The sequence below is a fragment of the Bradyrhizobium sp. SMVTL-02 genome (assembly GCF_051853005.1).
In the GTDB taxonomy this organism is placed as follows: Bacteria; Pseudomonadota; Alphaproteobacteria; order Rhizobiales; family Xanthobacteraceae; genus Bradyrhizobium.
This window is the reverse complement of the sequence record NZ_CP182469.1, coordinates 5,755,374-5,776,135: the sequence shown is the minus strand read 5'-3', so window position 1 is coordinate 5,776,135 and position 20,762 is coordinate 5,755,374. Positions and strand designations below refer to the sequence as shown.

Here is a 20,762-nt window from a genome sequence, read left to right as displayed (position 1 = left end):
TTCCATAAGGACCACCACAGCAGGCGGGAAAGGGATGAACAATCTATTTTCTATCAACCGCGCGGCCGATCTCCTTGAAAAGGACAGGGCGACGCTGGTGCGCGCGCTGCGGCATCTGCCGCCCGAAGGCTACACCAAGCATGGTCACCCGCGCTGGAGCATGCAGACGATCCGCAATGCCCTTGCGATGAAGCCTCAAGCGAGGCGCGAAACCGGCAAATTTCGTGATCGGTACAGCCTCCGCTCGACGAAGCTCGACCGCATGCGCCTTGAATACGAGAAAGGCTTAGCGCTCATCGGCGCCGAGCCGTCGCTCGACAAGCGCCGCGACATGGCGCTCGCGCTCGCACCGCTGCTCGAACAATACCAAGCGGCATATCTCGGAATTGCCCGGTCGCTGCATATCGCCGATGATGACGTGCTCACCGTCCGGAGCGATTTGATCTGGAGCGAAATGATGGACGAGGTCAGCGCGGCGGCCGAGTGGCCGCGCGAGGAGGGCTTCTTTGAAAGGATGTACGAGGTCATTTGGCCTCATGCCGATGACGAGGAGGTGCTGTGATGACCGAAGCCGACGAGTGGAAGTGCTGACCGAGGCTGAAACCCTAGCGCTGATCTTGCGCGCTATGCGTGAGGGGATGCGGCGTGCTGTCTGGCGGCTGTTGGGGCAGACACTGCACTGATAATCCTGAGGTGTTCAACCGCTCACTTCGCGGTCAATAAGGTGATGCGCCGATTGTCCGGTTGCGGTTGCCCGTGCGCGCCAGCCCTGTTCGAACGCAGCCAAACTGAAGAGTCGGCTATCAGGCGGGTGCCGCAGGGTCGTCCCATGCAATCAGCGGCTTCCTAACGTTCTCCCCGACCTCGGGGTGCACATCGTGGCCCGCTGCCCGCAGATCACGGAGCAGCTCGCCGGCATCGGATGGACTTCGCGAAAGTTCGTAATGATCGATGACGTTTTCGCAGGTGTCGCTGGACCGCCCAACAACTCTCCGCCATAATAAAACGGCTTCGAGAAAGTCCCGTAAAATAAGGCCTTTCTGCACCCCAGGAGCTTCTAGTGTGGCCCCTGGGTGTAGCCCCCAAGGGTAGCCGGTATTCTGCCGCACTACGGGAGTGAGGGGCAAGCTCCCGTGGGCGCCGACGCCATCAGGGCCGCGGATCGGCTCAATCTTGCAATCTCAAACTTGTTGTCCCGCGGCTTCGAGGATCAGGCCCGTGATTTCCTCTGGGCGCGAAATCAGTGACAGGTGGCTGGCCTTCACCTCGATCGTCTTAGCGCCCATTCGCTTCGCCATGAAGCGTTCGAGATCCGGATTGATCGTCCGGTCTTCGGTCGAAACCGCATAGAAACTTGGTTTCGTTCGCCACGCCGCCTGCGTGGTCTTGCAGGTGAGCAGTGCCTTCTGGAACGGCTGCTGGACCGCATAGAGCGCCTTCGCTCTTGCCGCCGGCAGGTCGCCCGCGAAATCCCGCAAGAAAGTCTCTTCGCCGAGGCGAGCTTCATCACCGTCAAACACGATGCCGGCCGTCGCTGGCGGTGTCGGATAGGTGTTGGCGAGCGCGGTGTAGTCCTCACCGGCGTCCGGCGCGCGCGCCGCCACGTAGACCAGCGCTGAAACGCTTGGATGCACGCCGGCCTCGGTGACAATCATCCCCGAGAAAGAATGACCGACCAGGACCGTCGGGCCATCCTGCCGCGCCAGCACCCGCTCCGCCGAAGCTACTGCTTCGGGCAACGTCGTCAGCGGATTTTGCACGGAAGTCACGTTGAGCCCTGCTGCCTGAAGGCGGGCAATCACCTCCAGCCAGCACGAGCCGTCGGCGAACAGGTGTCGTTTACCATCGCTCCGCGTCGATCAACAAAGACCTTCCTCGTGGTGGAGCAGTGGAAATACACCTGGGTCATGATAAGTCTCCTAACGATGTCGCGGGACTGACAGCGTCATTTGAAAAGGGTTATGACGGGTTGGGTACGCAGCCGGGTCGTGCCGAATCTCCATTGAACAATTCGGAAAAGCTCTTCTCAAGATTTGCGCGCGCTTTCTGAAACAACGTTTGGCTCTCACCAACCTTGTCGTCTCGGACCGTTACCGTCGCAGTCAAGCCGGACACCAGCGGCACTCCCGTGGGCACCTTGTCGATCGCAATGCGAACCGGCACGCGCTGCGCCAAACGCACCCAAGTGTAGACCGGGTTGACACTAGGTAACCCCTGCGTAGCGGCAGCAGCGTTGGATACGCTGACCCCTCGCGTTAATGTCGCGACGTGACCAATAATTGGTCCCGAGTAGCCCATCAGCTTTGCCTCGACGCGGTCACCCTCGCATAGTCGGGCCAGCTTCGTTTCCTCGAAATAGCCGTCAATCCAGAAGCTATCCGTGTCGATGATCGAGATGTTGCTCGTCCCAAGTTGTGCGTAGTCACCCACTCGAAGCAAGAGATTGGTAACGTATCCATTAACCGGGCTGCGCACCTCCGTGCGCTGCAGGTTCATTTCAGCCTGGTTCACTTGCTCTTGACCCTCGTCAACAATGGCCTTGGCCTGAACGGCGGCTCCCTCATAGGCTTGCCTGTCCTCGACGCTCTCCGCCAGGTCGGTCAGCTTACGCCGCCGTTCGGCCTGCGATTCCTTTACGTCATGATCCGCCATCTTCTGCAACAGGGACGCCTTCTTGGAACGTAGTGCGATCTCAAAGTCGAAGGGATCGATGACATACAAGATGTCCCCCTTGTGGACGAATTGATTGTCGACGACTCGTAGCTCTCTGATCTGACCGGAAATCTGCGGCGCAACGTTTGCGACTTGAACTCGCACGGTCCCGTTGCGAGTCCAGGGCGTCGCGTTATACAGATCCCAGCTAACGACACCGGTCAGCACCGCAACAACAGCGATGCCGATAGTGGCCAACTTGCGCACGAGAAATTGGAGGCGTCGTTTTGAATCGCTCCTGCGCGTCCAAGTTGTTTTGCTCGAGGCAGGAGCGGCGTGCTTCGGCTCGGGAGTTGCTTCTGCCATTCGCCCCTCGACGTCGCCAAACTCGACTGCTCTGGGTCCTGACCCCCAAAATGTAGAGGAGCACGGAGCGTTTGGCTTCTCCTCGTCATGCCGAGCAGTTTCGTCACGAACGATCGTATCCATGGCGCCCTCCCCTAGAACAACAACATCAACAGGCCCAGAGTCGCCACATAAAGGCTGAGGTCTGCAATCGCAGCGTTACTAAACATCCTGGAAAAGCCGACGGCATGCAGAACCGGTCGAAGCACGATGATGACGACAAGAGCTGCAATGAGATAAGTTACAAACGGCGCGACAAGGACACCGCCGACGATCAACTCCGGAAAGGTGCGTGCCATCAGGTTGCTCCCTGGGAGAGGCGGGCATCGCTAAAGTGGTCCATGATGTCGCTCGTTTGGGCGAGATAGACTGCGGCCTCGATCGATTTCTGGTGTGAGGCATATTCGTACAGCCGGTGCGCAATCGCGCGAAGATCGGCCGTATTACCGGCCTCGAGCGCGTCGCGTGCTTGATTGGCAAGCAAAGCGGGCGGCCCGTCGCAGAGTTGCGTTAGTTTCGCATGGCAAAGTCGGACCATCGCGGATTGATCGAAGCACGAAAGCAGTTCTGCGAGAGAGCGACTATCCTGTTCTCCACCGGCAGAAAGAAACTGTCCGATGCGCGATGCCTCACGAAATGTCGCCTCCTCCAAAGGCTCTGCAGTCTCGAAAGTCAGTTCGCGCAGGTCGTCGCGAGCCTCTGCAAGCAGGCGCATTCTTTGCTTGCTGTCCGCTTCAGGGGGGATCAACATTTGCGCTAACAGCAGGACTGTTGCAGCCGAGGTAAGGAATAGAGACGTGAAAAGGAAAGCCTGCGGGTCGTAGCTCTGGGGATTGGTGGGCGCCAGGACGATTGGGATAGCAACAAGATTGATGCGACCGAGTGCCACCCAAACAGAATTTTGTGATGTGGTGAGAAGAGCCGCGCCGATGGAAAAGGGAGCTAATGCGATCGCGAGTCTGGGAAAGTCATCGGCCCCATCGAGCACAATGAACTCGAGTATGCCGGTCAGGATAACTACGATCGGTGCAGCGACAAGGGCCGCCGTGGTGAATTGTTTTGAATTCGGTGTTGTGGCGCCCAATCCGGCGATCACCGCGACAAGTGCCAGCGAAACGCTTGCTGCAGGCCAACCGGCCCCGACATAGAACGTGGCGGCCAGGGCAAACCATATGGCGGCACGCAAACCACTTTCGGCTGCAGTTTGATAGGAACGGTAGAGGGGCGCGCGCCACAATTGTGACGGTAATCTAATTGATCTCAGAGCTAGGATGTCCTCGCGAGCGAGTTCGTCTCGCCGAGTTAGCTCTCGAACATGCCAAGCCGTGGTGCGAGTCGCGGCTTTATTTGCGGGACTTCGTGGGTCGACGAGCCACGCCGGCAGTTGTATGTGCAACTTGCCGCGGTCAATCCAATTGTCCCGTGTGCTTGTCTGCTCGCAAGCAGAAACATCGGAATGTGTGGGAGGGGTGCTCAATATTCGAGCCATCTGCAATTCAGCGACCAATCTGACAGCGGCGCTCCGGGCGGCGCCGCTTCTCACAATGCCGCTGCTCGATTCGAGTGCAATGCTGTCAATCTGAGGACGAAGCGCCATGATTTCCCGTACAAGGGCTAGGAAGGTCTCCGTGTTCCTCCTGTCGTCCCGCAAGCGAGCGCTTGCATAGTCGCGCACACGGCGATGAATTGCCGTCAGCTGCGCCGCGAGCCAGGGATGACGGTCTGGTGCGGACATCAGTGCATTTACGACCGCTATTGACATAATACCCACCGCAATCGCTGCACCGCGCGCCATGCCAGCGTCAAACACGTGCTGCGGGTTATCGATTTGCTCTGTTGCTATGATTGCAAGTGTGTAGCCGGATAGCACGGCCGCATAGGCGCGATAGCCGTCCAACAGCTTCGCCGCGAAGACACAAAGACCAAGCCACACCGACGTCGCCGCGAGCATCAGGTCTCTCGACTGCGGAAAAAGCCCGGTGACTACGATCGAGGCGATCACCCCCAGGATCGTGGCTACCGATCGAAAGACAGCCTTATCCAGTGCCTGACCGCGGGTTGGCTCGGCAAGAATGGCCACGGTTACGGCCGCGGTGGACGGTGCTTCGAGTTCCAACCAGAAGGCCACGAACAGCGCGAGAATTGTAGCCAGCCAAACGCGAACGGCGAAAGCCAACGAGCCGATAGGGGTCATCGCCACGTTAGACGACCGCGGTGCTATTGCTGTCACCATGAGAAATGCCCGCCGATTCCGTGATGTTGCGCCACGCGCATTCAGTACTCGCGCTCAGATGCTCTGATCGGCGCAACGAATGAGTAGCCACGACCGCGAATGTTGATGATGAAGCGATTCGTCTCGTGCCCGTCTCGAATTGCACGACGCAGCGCCGACATGTGGACCGTAAGATTGTTAGGAGCGACGAAGACATTCGGCCAAACTCGAGCGATTAGTTCTTGCTTGCTGACCAACTCACCGCGACGTTCAAGCAAAACGATCAGGATCTCCAAGGCACGGCTCCCGAGAGAAACCGGTTCATCGCCGTCCAGCAGAAGGAACTGGGTTGGGAACAGGCGAAACGGGCCAAATGAAAATTGTGCTGGTGGGACGCCGGCTGTATCCGGGCCCTCGACAGCACGCCTTGGAAGAAGGGCTGGGTCAGAACGACACAGCATCAAGCGGTCGAAAGCCGCGGTCGATCGTAAGGTTCGCATTGTTGACTCGTTCGCGGTAGTCATCTTCGTGGGTCTCCGCAGTCGGATTACTCATATCGTGGTCAAGTTGACCGTGATTTCGATGTTGCCGCGCGTCGCCTTGGAGTAGGGGCAAAGCAGCTCCGCCTGTCTTATGAGATCTTGTGCGACGACGCGGCTGACCCCAGAAATGCTGATGTTGAAGCGTGCGCTCAAGAAATAGTCAGTGCTGTCTGCAAGATGCAGATTGATTTCAGCCTCGATCGCAACGTCGCCCACGCTGACCTTGCTCAGGCGTGCAGCCTGAACGATTGCGCTAGAAAAGCAGGCGGACCAGCCGGCGCCGAAGAGCTGTTCCGGATTGGTGCCCATGCGGATCGAACCGGGCTTCGCTAGCTTGACGTCAAGATTGCCGTCATGGCTGCGGGCGAAGCCATGGTCGCGTCCGCCAGTGGTCCGGGTCCTGGCGGTGTAAATAACTCTTACCTCTCCGGGTTCGCCCTTGGTTGCCATAGGCCGCTTCTCGCTCGTTCGCCATCGCAGTAAGTTCGGCGCTGGCAACGTCGAGCTTTCTGCACGACAACAGACCTACGCCCGTCCGTCACCGATGGCTCGTTATGCGTTGTGAGATGTTGAATGGAGTTGTGAGGGTGGCCGCGCTTTTGGACGTGTCGGGACGCGCTGCATGATTGAGGGGCCACCGGCGCGGTGCGCCATGAGTTAACCGCCGCGTCACGCTGTGATTAGCCGCCGTACCGGAGCGGAATATATGGCGGGGTTCCGGAGCGGTGCCAAACGCGCTGGCGAGCTGCTATTTCCTTTAGTCCTGGTCCAACTCCGCTAACAATTGTGCGGCAGTCCGCTGATCTGCGGTCTCTCGCGATTGGGTGAACTGACCAAGGATCGGCTGTAGCAGTTTTCGACCGTCCGCCCGCCTGCCGCAGTTGACCAGGAGCCTGGCCAGGTCGATAGCAGTGCGCAACTCCCACGCTCGTGCGCCTTGGCGGCGGCTCAACGCGAGGGATTGCATGAAGCAGGCTTCCGCTTGGTTAACTCCGCGTTCTGGCAAGGCGAGAAGGGCACAGCCCCTCATTCGCAGCGCTTCCGGCAACAGGTAGAGTTCTCCGTTCTCATCGATGCGGCTTATCGTTTCGTCGATTATAGCGAGACCTTCGTCGGCCCGGCCTATAGCAATAAGACCTTGCGCAAGAGAAATGTTAAATTCCACCTTGCGCTGTCCAAGAGCCATGTTGAGCTTCTTATCGTGCGTGTGGAGGTGTTTCAGACACTCCTGAAGAGTTTGAACCCCGGCCTTTGGATCTCCGCTGTTGATTGCGAGAGTGCCCTTATAGGATCGTCCGACGTGCACATTGGGACCCAAGGAATGAGATTCGGCGTGTGGGATCAACCAATCCACGTGCTCTTCAGCGCTTTGTAAGTCGCCGGCCCAAATAAGTACGCCCGAAACCCAACTCAAAGCGACGGCAAGCGTTGCAGGATTACTGCTTAGCTTGGCGTCACTGATTGTTTGACGTGCCCGTTCGACCGCCTGTGCGGCAAAACCTTGCGCCCATAGAGTCCGCATCAGAACGACACCGGTCAATATCCGTTCATCGATCCCGAGAAATATTCGATGGGTACTCGACCAATGATTTAGCGCAGCCTCAAGCTCCGGACGGGCGTCGGTATAGTCGCCGACGAAGTGAAGTGCTCTTCCTAACGCCGATTGAGCAAGGGCAGTGGCGTCCGGCTCGTCGATGGTTCCGGCAATCGCGCGGGCGCGTTTTGCGTAGTCCAGCGCGGTTCTGAATTCAGCCTGACGCACAAAAAATAGCGAAAGCATCCACAGCATCATGACCTGGCCGAGAACATTGCCGCATGCCTCGGCGATCACTAAACTCCTGCTCAAGGCCGCGAGCGCCGCTTCGCTAGGCCCGTCAATGTGCATCGATGCAACTCCCAAGCTTGCCTGCAGTTGCATCTCTTCCGCTCCGCCGCGGCTCGTGTCGTCCAATTCTGCGATCGCCCGTTCAGACCACCGACGACATTCAGGTAAGAGCGACATTGTCAGGAAAACGGGTGCAGCCGTCGCGGCAAGCTTAGTCCCAAGCCGCACGGAGCCTTGGTCACCAAAACACCATTCCAGCGCACTGCGGGTATTGTTTAGCGCGGCAAAATAGGGCGACTTTTCTGGGCCGGTAGATAATGTCGGCCAATCGCTGCCGGACTGTTCGAGCCATCGCTGATAATACTTCGCGTGGCGGGCGGCCAGTTCGGTCGCCTCGGCGCCGGTAGTTGCGAGGTTGAGAGCATAAGCTCGCGTCGTGTCAAGAAGCCGATAACGCATCATGGCGCCCAGAGGACGTGTTGCGACCATCGATTTAGCGACCAGACTGTCGATAGCGCCGAGGGCCTGCGACTGATCGATGTCGATGTCGGTGACAACCGACAAAGCGGCGTTGAGAGTAAAATGGCCGACGAATACGGCAAGCCGGCGTAGCACAGTGCGTTCCAATTCGGACAGGAGTTGATAGCTCCAGTCGAGCGTCGCCTGAAGTGTCCTCTGGCGCGGCGTCGTGCTGCGGTGTCCAAGCAACGGCAGAGTAAGGTGTCGGTCGAGAAGGTTCTCGGTTTGATGGAGGCCGTAGGCCTCAACGCGCCTGGCTGCCAACTCAATTGCAAGCGCCACACCATCGAGCTTGCGGCAGATGCGCACGACAACGGCGATTTCAGCGTCGTTGAGGTTCATTTGAGCGCCACTCGCCGCCGCGCGTTCAATAAACAGACGCGGTGCGGGATAATCTTGAGCCGCAGTGCTCTCTATCTCGGCCTCCTCCGGCGGATAGGAGAGCGTATCCAGTCGATAGACGTGCTCGCCCTCAACCTGAAGAACTTCGCGGCTTGTTGCTAGAATGTAAACGGAAGGCGCCTCCGCGTAAATTTGCGATGTTAGTCCTGCAATCGCATCGACGAGATGCTCGCAGGTGTCGAGAATGAGGAGCATCCGCTTGCTGCGCAGATAGGCGATCAAGGCCGGTGTTGCATTCTCTGACTGAACCGACAATCCCAGCATCGAAGCGATCGCCGTAGCGACCAGCCCGGGATCGCTCAATACGCTCAGGTCGACGATGAGGACCGCGCCCTTGAACGCTTCGATCAGGTGGTGGCCGACCGCTATCGCCACGGTGGTCTTCCCCACGCCACCAATGCCGACGATGCTCACAAATCGGTCGGTGATCAAATGGTCCGATATGCGCTGGATGTCCTCATCACGTCCGACCATATGTGCCAGGCGGCTGGGCAGGTTGGCATGCGAAGAATCCGTCGCGACAGATGGCGAGTCAACTTCATAGCACAAGCGCGTAACCGGGGCCACGAAACAGTAGCCACGTCCGGCGAGCGTTGCGATGTAGCGAGCGCCGTCTTTTCCGTCGCCGAGGGCCCTGCGTAGGTTCGTCATGTGAAAGCGCAGGCTGTATTCTTCGACCGCGATGTCGGGCCAGACAAGCGACAACAACTCCTTCTTGCCAATGGTTTCGTTGGGCCTTGAGACCAGAGCAATCAGGATATCGAGGGCGCGCGCGCCCACCTCGACGATAGCGTTTTCTCAAACCCGCATCTAAATAAGGGCTCCGCCTTTTCCGCGGAGGAACGACGCGCTCTCGGGCTTGAGGGCCTACTGCCTCCCGTGCCTTCGACGCTAGATCACCAGGTCTCCCGCATTCACGCGCAACTCGCGACCCTGGACAACGATCTACAGAAATACCTGCTGCTGTCCGATTTGCAGGCCCGAAACGAAACCCTCTATTATGCGGTCCTGATGTCAGACCCGGCCGGGTTCATGCCGCTGGTCTACACGCCGACGGTCGGTGAGGCGTGCCAAAAGTTCGACCATATCTTCCATGCCGCCAGAGGCGTGTACCTGCCGATTTCGGCCAAGGGACAAGTCAAGCGATGGCTGTCCCACTGGCCTGAGAAGAATGTGCGCTTCATCGTCGTTACCGACGGCGAGCGGATTCTCGGCCTCGGAGATCTTGGCGCCGGCGGTATGGGCATCCCCATCGGAAAGCTTGCGCTTTATACCGCCTGTGCGGGTGTGCCGCCTGAGCTTTGCCTTCCGGTCACGATCGATGTCGGGACGAACAATGCGGCGCTGCTGGACGATCCGCTTTATCTCGGTTTGCGCCATCAGCGCGTTCGCGGCGAACAGTACGATGACTTCATCGACGAGTTCGTTACGGCCGTGGAGGAGCTCTACCCGAAGAGCTGCATTCAGTGGGAAGACTTCGCCAACTTCAACGCCGTTCCCATTCTGGCCAAATACCGCGACCGCGTCTGTACCTACAATGACGATATCCAGGGTACGGCGTCGGTGGCGCTGGCCGGCATCTATGGGGCCCTCCGGATCAGTGGTCAGAAGCTCGCCGATCAGAGGTTCCTGTTTCTGGGCGCAGGCTCAGCTGCGACCGGGATTGCCGAATTGATCTCGCAGGCCATGGTCATGGAGGGGCTTACGATCGATCAGGCCAGAAGCCGGAACAACCTTTTCGACATCAATGGTCTGCTGACCTCGTCAAGCAAGATGATGGAGTTTCAGAAACCCTTCGCTGTCGAACACGAGCCGATCAGTGATTTCGCGGTGGCAATCAGGGCTATGAGGCCGACCGGCATCATTGGCGTGAGCACGGTACCAAAGCTGTTCAATCAGAGAGTGATCGAGGCCATCTCTGAGATCAACGACAGGCCGATCATTTTTCCCTACTCCAATCCGACATCTCGCTCGGAGTGCACCGCCGAGGAGGCTTACACGTGGTCGAACGGCCGCGCGATCTTCGCAAGCGGCAGTCCGTTTCCGCCATTGAGCGTCGACGGCAAATCCTTCGTTCCTGGTCAAGGTAACAACGTCTACATCTTCCCGCCGATGGGCATGGCGGTCTACGCGACCGAGGCGAAGCGGGTCACAGATCAAATGTTCATCGTCGCCGCAAAGGCCGTTGCCGAACAGGTCGGCCAGGACAGTCTCGATGTCGGTCTGATCTATCCACCGCAAAGCAAGATCCTGAAAACGTCGCTGCACGTCGCCACCCGGATCGCCGAGCACATCTTCGAACGCGGGCTCGCTCGCGTGCCGCGACCGGACGATCTCTCCCGTCTGATAGCGGAGAAAGTGTACGTCCCGGCCTATGGACGCAATCCTTCCGTCCGACGCTACTCGAGCGCCGCTGCCGCGGGTTGATCAAGAGAAGAAGACAGGGTGGAGGTCAAAGCTCCAACCCCGTGGTCCCGGACGGCGTGCGGAAATACAGCCACGAGCAAGGAAACACCAATGACCCAGTTCAGGAAAGAAACCGATAGCCTCGGTGTTGTGCAAGTGCCCGCCGACAAGCTGTGGGGCGCCCAGACGCAGCGATCGCTGGAGCATTTCAGCATCGGCAAGGACTTGATCCCCCGCGAGATGATCACGGGTTACGCGACCCTGAAGAGGGCGGCCGCAACCGCCAACCATGCCAGCGGACGGCTGGATCAAGCCAGATACAAGCTGATCGTCCAGACCTGCGACGAAATCCTCGCCGGCAAGCATCACGACATGTTCCTTCTACACGTCTGGATGACCGGTAGTGGCACGCAGTTCAACATGAATGTCAACGAAGTGATCTCGAATCGCTGCTGCCAGCTTGCCGGCACGGCGCTCGGCAGCCACGCGCCTGTTCATCCCAACGATCACGTCAATATGGCGCAATCGTCGAACGATTCCTTTCCCTCGACTATGAACATCGCGGCCGCCGTGAACGTTAAGCAGCGCCTGGTCCCCGCGGTCACCGCATTGCGCGATGCCGTTGCTGCCAAGGCGAAGGAATGGGACAAGGTCGTCAAGATCGGCCGCACGCACATGCAGGATGCGACGCCGCTGACGTTGGGCCAGGAATGGTCGGGCTATGCTGGCATGCTGACGGATGATCTCGTTCGGATCGAAGCGTCGTTGCCGGCTGTGTATCAACTCGCGCTCGGCGGCACGGCGGTCGGCACCGGCATCAATTCCGCCCCCGGCTTTGCCGAGTCGGCAGCGGCCGAAATCGCCAAACTCACGGGTCTCCCGTTCGTAACCGCGCCGAACAAGTTCACGGTGCAAGGCGCCCACGACGCGCTGGTGCAATTGTCGGGAACGCTGCGCACCCTTGCGGTTTCGCTCTACAAGATCGCCAACGACATCCGCCTGTTGTCGTGCGGACCTCGCGCCGGATTTGCCGAGCTGAATATCCCGGAGAACGAGCCAGGTTCTTCCATCATGCCGGGCAAGGTCAACCCCACGCAGTGCGAGGCGCTGACCATGATCGCGGTGCAGGTCATGGGTAACGACGTCGCGGTCGGCTTTGGCGGCGCCGGCGGTTACCTGGAGATGAACGTCTACAAGCCGCTGATGATCTTCAACATCGCGCACTCGATCACGATCCTGAGCGACGGCTGCTTCAATTTTCGCAAGTTCCTGGTGGAAGGGACGAAGCCCAACCTGAGGAAGATCAACGAGTATCTCGAGCGTTCGCTGATGCTGGTGACCGCGCTTGCGCCTGTGATCGGCTACGACAAGGCGTCGAAGATCGCGCATTACGCGATGGACAACGATCTCACGCTGAAGGCCGCCGCGCTCAAGCTCGGGTTCGTCAGCGAGGAGGAGTTTGACCGGGTCGTCGACCCCGCCAAGATGGTGACGCCGTATGTGGCCAAGGCGGGCGAGCCGGCCAAGGCAGATAGCCCCGTGGGTTGAGGGAACGCGAAGCTATGTCCGAAATTGAAGAACGGGCGAACATCACCCTCGTGGATTTCGCATACGCCTTGGAAATGGCCGTTGCCGCCCTCCTGTCATACGGGGCGATGACGGCGGGCCTGACGCGACTTGTCGACACGCCGACTGATCTTCTCGGCGGGATGTGGGCCGCCGTTGCCGCCGTTTTCGTGTTCAGGGAAAGGGAGCTTGATAGCGCTTCCGCAGGGCTCGCGAGGCTGATCGCGACATGTGTCAGCTTCGCATTGTGCCTCCCCTATCTCTGGTTCTTCCCAGCCACACCGCTGGGTATCGCAATTCTGTTAGCGATCGGCACCGTCGTCATGGTTTTCCTGCGCCGGCGAGGCGACATCATCACGACCGGAATCACAACTGTCGTCGTGATGGTTGTTGCCATTATGGACCCACACGATAGCTGGCGACAACCACTGCTGCGCCTCCTCGATACCGTGGTCGGCATCGCGATTGGCGTTGTTTGCCAGCGGATCGGCTTTCATTTGCTCCAGAGATTCATCCGCGCGCGGCAGGCATCGGATCCAGCTTAGCCTCGATGCACCCAAAAGGTACGCGATATGACTGATCTGGTTGACGAGACAGTCGCCGGTACCCCCGGTGAAAACTCACGAGGCGGAGAACCGAAGTCGCTTCGTTCCTCGCGGCTGGAATACACCGAAATCAGCGACGATCGCTGTGACTTGATCCTTAGGTTCGCAAAAGTGCTTTATATTAACGGCCAGTCAACGGAACAGGTCGGCGGCGCAGTCCGGCGGATCGGCGACAGAGCTGGGGTCCGCGCCGAACTGTTGCCGCGCTGGGGTGAACTGGTACTGCGGAGAGAAAGTGGCGGGGTCCCAGGGGTCTGGGAGGTCGCAGCCTTTCCCACCGGCGTGGACATGGGCCGCGTCGATTCCGCAATGCAGGCGATTGCAGACATCGAGGCTGATCGGCTTTCCCTCGACGAAGCACGCAATCGCATCGACGCTATCAACAACCAGCCGCCGGCACCGACCTGGCTGTTCGCCCTGGCTGCGGGGGCAGGAGCAATCGCGTTGGCAATTATCTTCGGCGCTCAGCACCAGATGGCCGCACTCGTGATCTTTGCGAGCGCGGCAATGGGCGCTTTGGTCCGCCGCGCTATCGCCCGCGTGAGCACGAACATCTTCATTCAGCCGTTCTGCGCCGCGCTTCTCGCGGGCCTCATCGGGGGACTGGCGGTGCGTTGTCAATTGAGCACCGCACTGCGGCTCGTCGTCGTCTGCCCTTGCATGGTGTTGGTTCCAGGTCCGCACATTCTAAACGGGACGCTTGACCTGATCGGCGGTCGCATTCATCTCGGTGCGGCCCGCTTGATCTATGCCGGTCTCGTTCTCGCCGCGATCTCCGCCGGACTGCTGCTCGGGCTCGTGCCGTTCCGAGCGTCGCTGCCGATCGATCCGCCGGGCCTGGCCGTGCCGATGGGGTTCGATGTCGTTGCGGCTGGCGTTGCGGTGGCTTGCTACAGCGTGTTCTTTTCGACTCCACTGAAGATGCTCGGATGGCCGATCGCTGTCGGCATGTTGGCCCATGCCTTACGCTGGATTGCAATCACAGAGCTCGGCCTTGGCTTGGTCGCAGGTGCCCTCGTGGCCTGCGTTGTCGTCGGCGTTCTGCTCACTCCGGTTTCACGTCGCTGGCATCTGCCGTTTGCCGCGATCGGCTTTGCGTCGGTGGTGTCAATGATACCGGGCGTCTACGTCTTCAGAACGATGAGCGGACTGTGGCAGATCGCGGCTGCGACACAGCAAACGTCACAACTGGTTGGCACGACCATCGGAGATGGCGTAATCGCGCTCGCCATCATATTGGCGATGAGTGTCGGCCTGGTGGTGCCAAAGATGGCAATCGATCACTTCGGCGATTGGCACCGGCAAGCTCGAGGGGGGCTGAAGATGCGGCCATCTGGTCGAAATGCAGCCGAACATCGGCGAAAGCCGTCAATGACAAACGCATACAAGAGGTGATCATGAGTGCGATCCTGTTGGATAATCAGCCCGACCAAGCAGCAGTGGTCGACGAAGCGCTGGCGTCGGAGCGCAAGCGCGTCGTAATCGTCGGCGCTGGCTTCGCGGGACTAGCGGCGGCACGCGCGCTACGGCACGCCGATGCCGATGTCGTGCTGATCGATCGACGCAACCACCACATATTCCAGCCGCTGCTTTACCAGGTGGCGACGGCAGTCCTCTCGCCCGCGGAGATCGCAGCACCGATCCGCCAGCTCGAGGTAAAGCAGCGAAACCTCAGTGTGATCCTGGCGGAAGTTACCGGCGTTGACGTTGCTTCCCGCACGATCGAGGCTTCGTCCGCCCCCGGCGTAGGCATCCGCAAGATTGCGTTCGATTATCTGGTGGTCGCGACCGGCATGCGCCCCAGCTACTTCGGGCACGACGAGTTTGCGCAATTCGCCCCGGGCCTCAAGACCCTGAGCGACGCCGAGACCATCCGGACCAAAATCCTGGGTGCGTTTGAACTGGCTGCGGCGACCGAGGACGGGAATGAACGCGCGCGACAGATGACGTTTGTGCTGGTTGGCGCAGGCCCAACCGGCGTCGAACTCGCTGCGTCTCTGGCTCAAATGGCCAAGGTTACGCTGCGCGGCAACTTCCGTCGCGTTGATCCGGCAAAGGCGAGCATCATTCTGCTCGATGCGGGCAAACGGGTGCTGCCAACTTTCGCCGAGCGGCTGTCGCGCAGGGTAACGAGGCATCTGGAAAAGTTGGGCGTGAAGGTCTTGACGGGTGTCAAGGTCGAGACGGTCGACGAGCAGGGCGTAATAGCTGGTGGAAACAGGATCCCGAGCGCCACTGTCCTATGGACGGCGGGGGTCGCTGCATCACCGCTCGCAAAGGTGCTGGGTACCAAAACTGACCACGCCGGTCGGGCCCTCGTTGATGCGTTCCTCAAGGTAGCGGACGTCCCTGGAGTGTTTGTCGCCGGCGATGCAGCGTCGGTCATCCAAGACGAGCATCTGGTGCCGGGCGTGGCGCAGGCCGCGATTCAGGAAGGGCGCTACGTCGGGCGGCTGATCGCAAAGGAGCTGAGGGGGCGAAAGGTCAGGCGGCCGTTTCGCTATTTCGACAAGGGCAATATGGCCGTCGTCGGCAAGAACTTCGCAGTGCTGGAGCGTGGCAGGCTGCGCACAAGCGGCTTCCTAACATTTCTTGTGTGGGCGATGGTCCACATCCTCTCCTTGCCGCAATTGCAGAACCGCCTTCGCGTACAGCGCCAATGGCTCTGGTCTTATTTCACCGGCCAGCGCAGCTCGCGCCTGATTCCCGAGCCACCGCGGAAGCCGAATGGCTGAGATCCGATAAGCCATTTACACCTGCAGGGTGCGGCGAACTCCAACCGAAGGGCTTTAGAACATGAGCAGGACAGCCGCTGAATTTCTTGTCGAGGTGCTCGAGAAGGCCGGTGTCACGCGGATTTACGGGGTCGTGGGAGACTCTCTCAACGGCCTCACCGACGTGATGCGACGGAGGAAGTCGATTGACTGGGTCCATATGCGTCACGAAGAAGCCGCCGCCTTTGCGGCGGGCGCCGAAGCTCATCTCACGGGGGGGCTGGCGGTCTGCGCCGGAAGCTGTGGTCCGGGCAACCTGCATCTGATCAACGGGTTGTTTGACTGCCAGCGGAACGGCGTGCCGGTTCTGGCGATTGCCGCGCATATCCCGAGCAGCGAGATCGGAATCGACTATTTCCAGGCTACCCATCCCGAAAGCCTGTTCAAGGATTGCAGCCACTACGTCGAACTCGTCTCAAATCCAAAGCAACTTCCACAGATTCTCAAGCGTGCCATCCGGGTCGCCGTCGCAAGACGTGGTGTTGCCGTGGTGGTCCTGCCGGGCGACGTCGCGTTGATGAAGCTGGACGCCGAGGTTCCGGAATGGATTGTGCCAACGCCACCCGTTCTGCGTCCAAGCACGGAGAATGTCGGACATCTTGCGAGCTTTCTCAACCAGTCATCCCGGGTGACGCTTTTCTGTGGTGCTGGTTGCGCGGGCGCGCATTCCCAGGTCGTCGAGCTGGCCCGCAAACTGAAAGCCCCGATCGTGCACGCTTTTAGGGGCAAGGAATTCATCGAATACGACAATCCCTATGACGTCGGCATGACTGGACTCGTGGGGTTTGCGTCAGGCTACGCTGCCATGAAGTACTGCGATGCGCTGCTGTTGCTAGGGACGGACTTTCCTTACCGGGCATTTTATCCAGAACGTGCAAAAATAGCGCAGGTCGACGTGCGGCCCGAAGCGCTCGGAAATCGATGCTCACTTCATCTTGGCCTGCTGGGCACGGTCAAGGACACCCTGGAAGCTGTGCTGCCGGCGATCAGGGAGAAAGCGGACTCAAGCCATCTCGACGACGCCTTGGCCGACTACAAAAAGGCGCGCAAGGACCTCGATGCGCTGGCGGAGAGTGGGCCGAATAGTACGATCATTCATCCCCAGTATGTCATGCGACTGGTGAACGAGCTGGCGGCTGACGATGCCGTATTCACCTGCGATGTGGGAACGCCGATCATCTGGACGGCGCGCTATCTCAAGGTCAACGGGAGGCGGCGGATCATCGGCTCGTTCAACCATGGATCGATGGCTAATGGCATGCTGCAAGCAATCGGTGCTCAAGCAGCATATCCGCAACGCCAGGTGATCTCGATGTCGGGCGACGGCGGTTTCAGCATGATGATGGGAGATTTCATCACGCTGATCCAGACGGGCCTGCCGGTCAAGGTTGTCGTGCTGAACAACGGGACGCTCGGCTTCGTCGAAATGGAAATGAAGGCAAGCGGCTTCCTGGACACCGGTTGCGATCTCAAGAATCCCAACTTCGCGTCCATGGCCGATGCGATGGGCGTTCGTGGCATCCGGGTCGAGAAGCCGCAGGACCTGAGAGCTGCGCTGGAAACTGCGCTGGCGCACAAAGGACCGGTTCTGGTCGACGTGGTGAGCGCTAGGCAGGAACTGGCGATGCCGCCCGAGACGACGCTCGGCGAGGCCTATCACTTCGGTATGTTTATGATGAAGGCGGTGCTCGACGGCCGAGCGAGCCAACTTATCGATCTCGCAAATGTCAACCTGAGGCGCTGAAAGCTGGAAAAAGGACTGAAGCGATGGAGTGGACCGCTCTTCTATTGTCTCGGGTGCAGTTTGCCTTCACGGTCTCGTTCCACATCATTTTTCCTTCGTTTACGATTGGCCTTGCTGCGTGGCTCACGGTGCTTGAGGCCTGTCACTTGGTCACCGGCAAACCGGTCTACCGTCGCCTGTTCGAATTTTGGCTGAAGATATTCGGCGTGACGTTTGGCCTCGGTGTCGTCTCGGGGATCGTGCTGGCATTCGAATTCGGCATGAACTGGAGCCGGCTGTCACAGGTGACGGGGCCGATTCAGGGGCCGTTGCTCACCTATGAGAGCTTCACCGCCTTTGCGCTGGAAGCATCATTCTTCGGCGTATTGATCTTTGGACGAAGCCGGGTGTCGCCGCCGATCTACCTGTTCTCAACCATGATGGTGGCACTCGGTACGACGTTCAGTGCCTTCTGGATCATGGTCAATAATAGCTGGATGCAGGCTCCCGTCGGTTACGCGATCGAGAAGGGTGTGTTTGTCCCGACCGAGTGGCAGGCGATCATTTTCAGTCCGGTCGTTTGGGTCCGTTTTCCCCACATGCTGATCGCCGCCTATCTGACAGGCGCGTTTTGTGTCGCGGCGACCGGCGCTTGGTACCGCTTGAACAGCAAATTCGCGGTGGAAGGCATGCTGATGTTGCGCATGGGGCTCTTTCTTGCAGCTCTCCTGGTGCCCATTCAATTGTTCTTTGGGCACCTGAACGGCGACTACGTCCACGAGCGGCAGCCCGCCAAATTTGCGGCAATTGAGGGCCGTTGGCATGACGAGCAGCCCGCCAGCGAGGTCTTGATTGCCATTCCCGACGAGGCGAGGGAGGAAAATCGTTTCGAACTGAAGATCCCCTATCTCGGCAGCCTCATTGCCTCGATGCGGCTCGTCTCGAAGGAGGTTGGGCTCACCAGCTTTGCCAAGGAAAACCGACCGCCCGTCTTGATCCCATTCTTTGCCTTCCGGGTGATGGTCGGCTGCGGTCTTCTGATGATGGCGCTGGCGTGGCTTGGCTCACTTTATCTTCTGCTCGATCGAAGGAAAGGCGAGCGCCTGTTGCTGTGGGCGACATTCCTGAGCTTTCCGCTGCCGTTCATTGCGACGCTGACAGGATGGTTTACCGCCGAAGTGGGCCGTCAGCCCTGGAGCGTCTACGGTGTGCTTCGAACGGCAGATGCCGTCACGCCCACGCTCACGGTCCAGGCAGTGACAGTCTCTTTGATCATTTTCGCCGTTGTCTATCTCGTCATCTTCGGTTTCGGAATGCTTTATGTCAATCGCCTCTTGAGGGCAGGCCCCGTCCGTTCCAAGCCCATCCTTCCGCTCAATCCGAAGTATTCCTTCGCTGTTGTGGGCAACAAACCTGTTCCGGAAACCGCGCAAGGGAGTGCAACATGATCCTGTTTTGGGCAGGCCTGATTGCAACGACGATCTTGCTTTATGTGCTGCTGGACGGTTTCGACCTTGGTGTGGGCATCTTGTTTCCCTTTGCGGACGAATCCAGCCGGCGCAAGATGCTGGCCGCCATCTCGCCGGTCTGGGACGGCAACGAGACCTGGCTGGTGATCACAGGCACTGTCCTGTTTGGTGCTTTTCCAACGGTCTATGCTGCGCTCCTGTCGGCGTTCTATCTGCCGCTGGTGCTTATGCTGTGCGCACTGATCCTGCGCGGCGTCGCCTTCGAGTTTCGCTCCAGAGCACTGGTCGGCTCTCGCTGGATCTGGGATCTCAGCTTTGCAGGCGGATCGCTGGTCGCGACCTTCATTCAAGGGATGACGGTTGGCGCGCTGGTCGAGGGTCTGCCCATGAAGGAGGGTCACTATATCGGCGGGATCTTTGGCTGGTTCAGCCCCTTCGCCGCTCTCTGCGGCCTTGGGCTCGTGCTTGGCTACAGCCTGCTCGGCGCAAGCTGGCTGGTGAGGAAGTGCGAAGGACAGGTACGGGGGCGCGCCTACCAATTGCTCCCCCTACTGACAGTTGGCGTCCTTGCCTTTCTGGCCACCGCGTTTGTTCTGGCGATCGCTATGCATCTGAGTCTGATGAACCGCTGGTTTGAGCGCCCATACCTATTGATATTTCCTCTGATCGGGGTGGTATCAGCGTTCGGATTGCTGAGAGGCGTGCGACGACGAAACGATCTCGCTCCGTTTAGATGCGCAGCGCTGATCTTTGCGGCGGCGTTCGGCACGTTGGCCTGCTCCTTCTGGCCCTACATGATTCCGTTCGCGCTTACCGTCGGACAAGCGGCCTCGCCGAACGAGAGCCTAACGTTCATGTTCTGGGGCGCCGGCCTCTTCGTAATGCCCCTCACGCTCGTCTACACGTTCGTCGTCTACCGTATGTTCCACGGAAGAGTGGCGGAAGCGGGCAACGAATAGGAATTACCTTGTTTTTCGCGGCGAGCGGCAAAGATGCGGCATCGCTCTCCTCGTTGGTGAACGATCTGTGCGGTGCGAGTCACGCCGCCAGATGCCGAGAAGAGGCGCTGAACGATGGATGCGTCGGTTATTCCAGGCCTCGCTGCACTGGCCGGAGCTGCCATCGGAGGGTTGACCTCGGCGACAGCGGCTTGGTTTACACAGCGCAGTGTCGTACAGGCCCAATGGGTCTCCAGTCAGGCTTTGCGCCGCCAGGATCTCTACCGCGATTTCATCGAAGTCGCTGCCAAATGCTATATGCACGCACTCCAGCACGACCGACCGGACGTTGTGGGTGTGGTTCGTCTCTATTCCACATCTCGCGGATGCGCGTCTTGTCCTCATACGCGGTCCTGGAAAAGGCCGAGCAAGTCGCGCAGAAAATCCTCGATACCTATTCCGAACCCGACAAGAGCTTCGTCGAACTGCGGGCCATGATCAACGATCACACTATCGACTTGCTCCATGACTTCAGCCAGGCTTGCCGGATCGAGCAGGATTTTCCGGAAAAGGGTGCTCTCTCAAGAATGGCCAGAACGGCGACCGATCTAAGCCCGGGCGAGGATATTGCTTCGTTGCTCCGACTACGCGAGCGGAACAGCTCAGCAGGATGAGGCATCGTTGAAGCAGGCCTGACCGCGCAGCTTCATGACTCGCTGCCTAA

Annotated in this window: 16 protein-coding genes and 1 pseudogene; 10 read left to right on the top strand and 7 right to left on the bottom strand. The window is 59.4% G+C overall.

Annotation, left to right across the window (positions count from 1 at the left end):
- Positions 1–34: 34 nt before the first annotated feature.
- On the top strand, positions 35–562 hold the full coding sequence (locus ACNJYB_RS27630; RefSeq protein WP_439369672.1) for a hypothetical protein: 528 nt from the start codon (positions 35–37) through the stop codon (positions 560–562).
- Between the two features lie 619 nt (positions 563–1,181).
- Here the strand turns inward: ACNJYB_RS27630 and ACNJYB_RS27625 are convergent.
- The 7 genes and pseudogenes from ACNJYB_RS27625 to ACNJYB_RS27595 form a co-directional block, all read right to left on the bottom strand.
- Positions 1,182–1,832, bottom strand: a pseudogene (locus ACNJYB_RS27625) (alpha/beta hydrolase); the annotation flags it as partial.
- Between the two features lie 127 nt (positions 1,833–1,959).
- Complete coding sequence (locus tag ACNJYB_RS27620) at positions 1,960–3,141, bottom strand: HlyD family secretion protein (RefSeq protein ID WP_439369671.1); 1,182 nt, start codon at positions 3,139–3,141, stop codon at positions 1,960–1,962.
- Between the two features lie 11 nt (positions 3,142–3,152).
- On the bottom strand, positions 3,153–3,356 hold the full coding sequence (locus ACNJYB_RS27615) for a DUF1656 domain-containing protein (protein WP_439369670.1): 204 nt from the start codon (positions 3,354–3,356) through the stop codon (positions 3,153–3,155).
- Positions 3,356–5,251: an FUSC family protein gene (locus ACNJYB_RS27610; RefSeq protein ID WP_439375661.1), complete on the bottom strand. Its 1,896-nt coding sequence runs from the start codon at positions 5,249–5,251 to the stop codon at positions 3,356–3,358. The genes ACNJYB_RS27615 and ACNJYB_RS27610 overlap by 1 nt, the downstream gene beginning before the upstream one ends.
- An 80-nt stretch (positions 5,252–5,331) precedes the next feature.
- Positions 5,332–5,565, bottom strand: a complete 234-nt coding sequence (locus tag ACNJYB_RS27605; RefSeq protein ID WP_439369669.1) for a winged helix-turn-helix domain-containing protein — start codon at positions 5,563–5,565, stop codon at positions 5,332–5,334.
- A 255-nt stretch (positions 5,566–5,820) separates the two neighbouring features.
- Complete coding sequence (locus tag ACNJYB_RS27600) at positions 5,821–6,261, bottom strand: Ohr family peroxiredoxin (RefSeq protein WP_439369668.1); 441 nt, start codon at positions 6,259–6,261, stop codon at positions 5,821–5,823.
- Between the two features lie 307 nt (positions 6,262–6,568).
- Positions 6,569–9,337: an ATP-binding protein gene (locus ACNJYB_RS27595; protein WP_439369667.1), complete on the bottom strand. Its 2,769-nt coding sequence runs from the start codon at positions 9,335–9,337 to the stop codon at positions 6,569–6,571.
- Here ACNJYB_RS27595 and ACNJYB_RS27590 point away from each other — a divergent pair.
- The 9 genes from ACNJYB_RS27590 (at position 9,317) to ACNJYB_RS27550 (ending at position 20,712) form a co-directional block, all read left to right on the top strand.
- Positions 9,317–10,984 (top strand): NAD-dependent malic enzyme, encoded by a 1,668-nt coding sequence (locus ACNJYB_RS27590; protein WP_439375660.1) that lies wholly within the window; start codon positions 9,317–9,319, stop codon positions 10,982–10,984. The two genes, ACNJYB_RS27595 and ACNJYB_RS27590, sit on opposite strands and share 21 nt — an antisense overlap.
- A gap of 90 nt (positions 10,985–11,074) precedes the next feature.
- Entirely contained in the window at positions 11,075–12,511 is a 1,437-nt protein-coding gene (fumC, locus tag ACNJYB_RS27585; RefSeq protein WP_439369666.1) for a class II fumarate hydratase, read from the top strand.
- 14 nt (positions 12,512–12,525) lie between these two features.
- Entirely contained in the window at positions 12,526–13,074 is a 549-nt protein-coding gene (locus ACNJYB_RS27580) for an FUSC family protein (RefSeq protein ID WP_439369664.1), read from the top strand.
- 27 nt (positions 13,075–13,101) lie between these two features.
- On the top strand, positions 13,102–14,529 hold the full coding sequence (locus ACNJYB_RS27575; protein WP_439369663.1) for a threonine/serine ThrE exporter family protein: 1,428 nt from the start codon (positions 13,102–13,104) through the stop codon (positions 14,527–14,529).
- Between the two features lie 2 nt (positions 14,530–14,531).
- Positions 14,532–15,869, top strand: a complete 1,338-nt coding sequence (locus tag ACNJYB_RS27570) for an NAD(P)/FAD-dependent oxidoreductase (protein WP_439369662.1) — start codon at positions 14,532–14,534, stop codon at positions 15,867–15,869.
- 61 nt (positions 15,870–15,930) lie between these two features.
- Positions 15,931–17,652 (top strand): ubiquinone-dependent pyruvate dehydrogenase, encoded by a 1,722-nt coding sequence (gene poxB / locus ACNJYB_RS27565; protein ID WP_439369660.1) that lies wholly within the window; start codon positions 15,931–15,933, stop codon positions 17,650–17,652.
- Positions 17,653–17,675: 23 nt separating this feature from the next.
- Entirely contained in the window at positions 17,676–19,079 is a 1,404-nt protein-coding gene (locus ACNJYB_RS27560) for a cytochrome ubiquinol oxidase subunit I (protein ID WP_439369659.1), read from the top strand.
- Entirely contained in the window at positions 19,076–20,059 is a 984-nt protein-coding gene (gene cydB, locus ACNJYB_RS27555) for a cytochrome d ubiquinol oxidase subunit II (protein WP_439369658.1), read from the top strand. Before ACNJYB_RS27560 ends, cydB begins: the two co-directional genes overlap by 4 nt.
- Positions 20,060–20,433: 374 nt before the next feature.
- Positions 20,434–20,712: a hypothetical protein gene (locus ACNJYB_RS27550; protein WP_439369657.1), complete on the top strand. Its 279-nt coding sequence runs from the start codon at positions 20,434–20,436 to the stop codon at positions 20,710–20,712.
- Positions 20,713–20,762 lie beyond the last annotated feature (50 nt).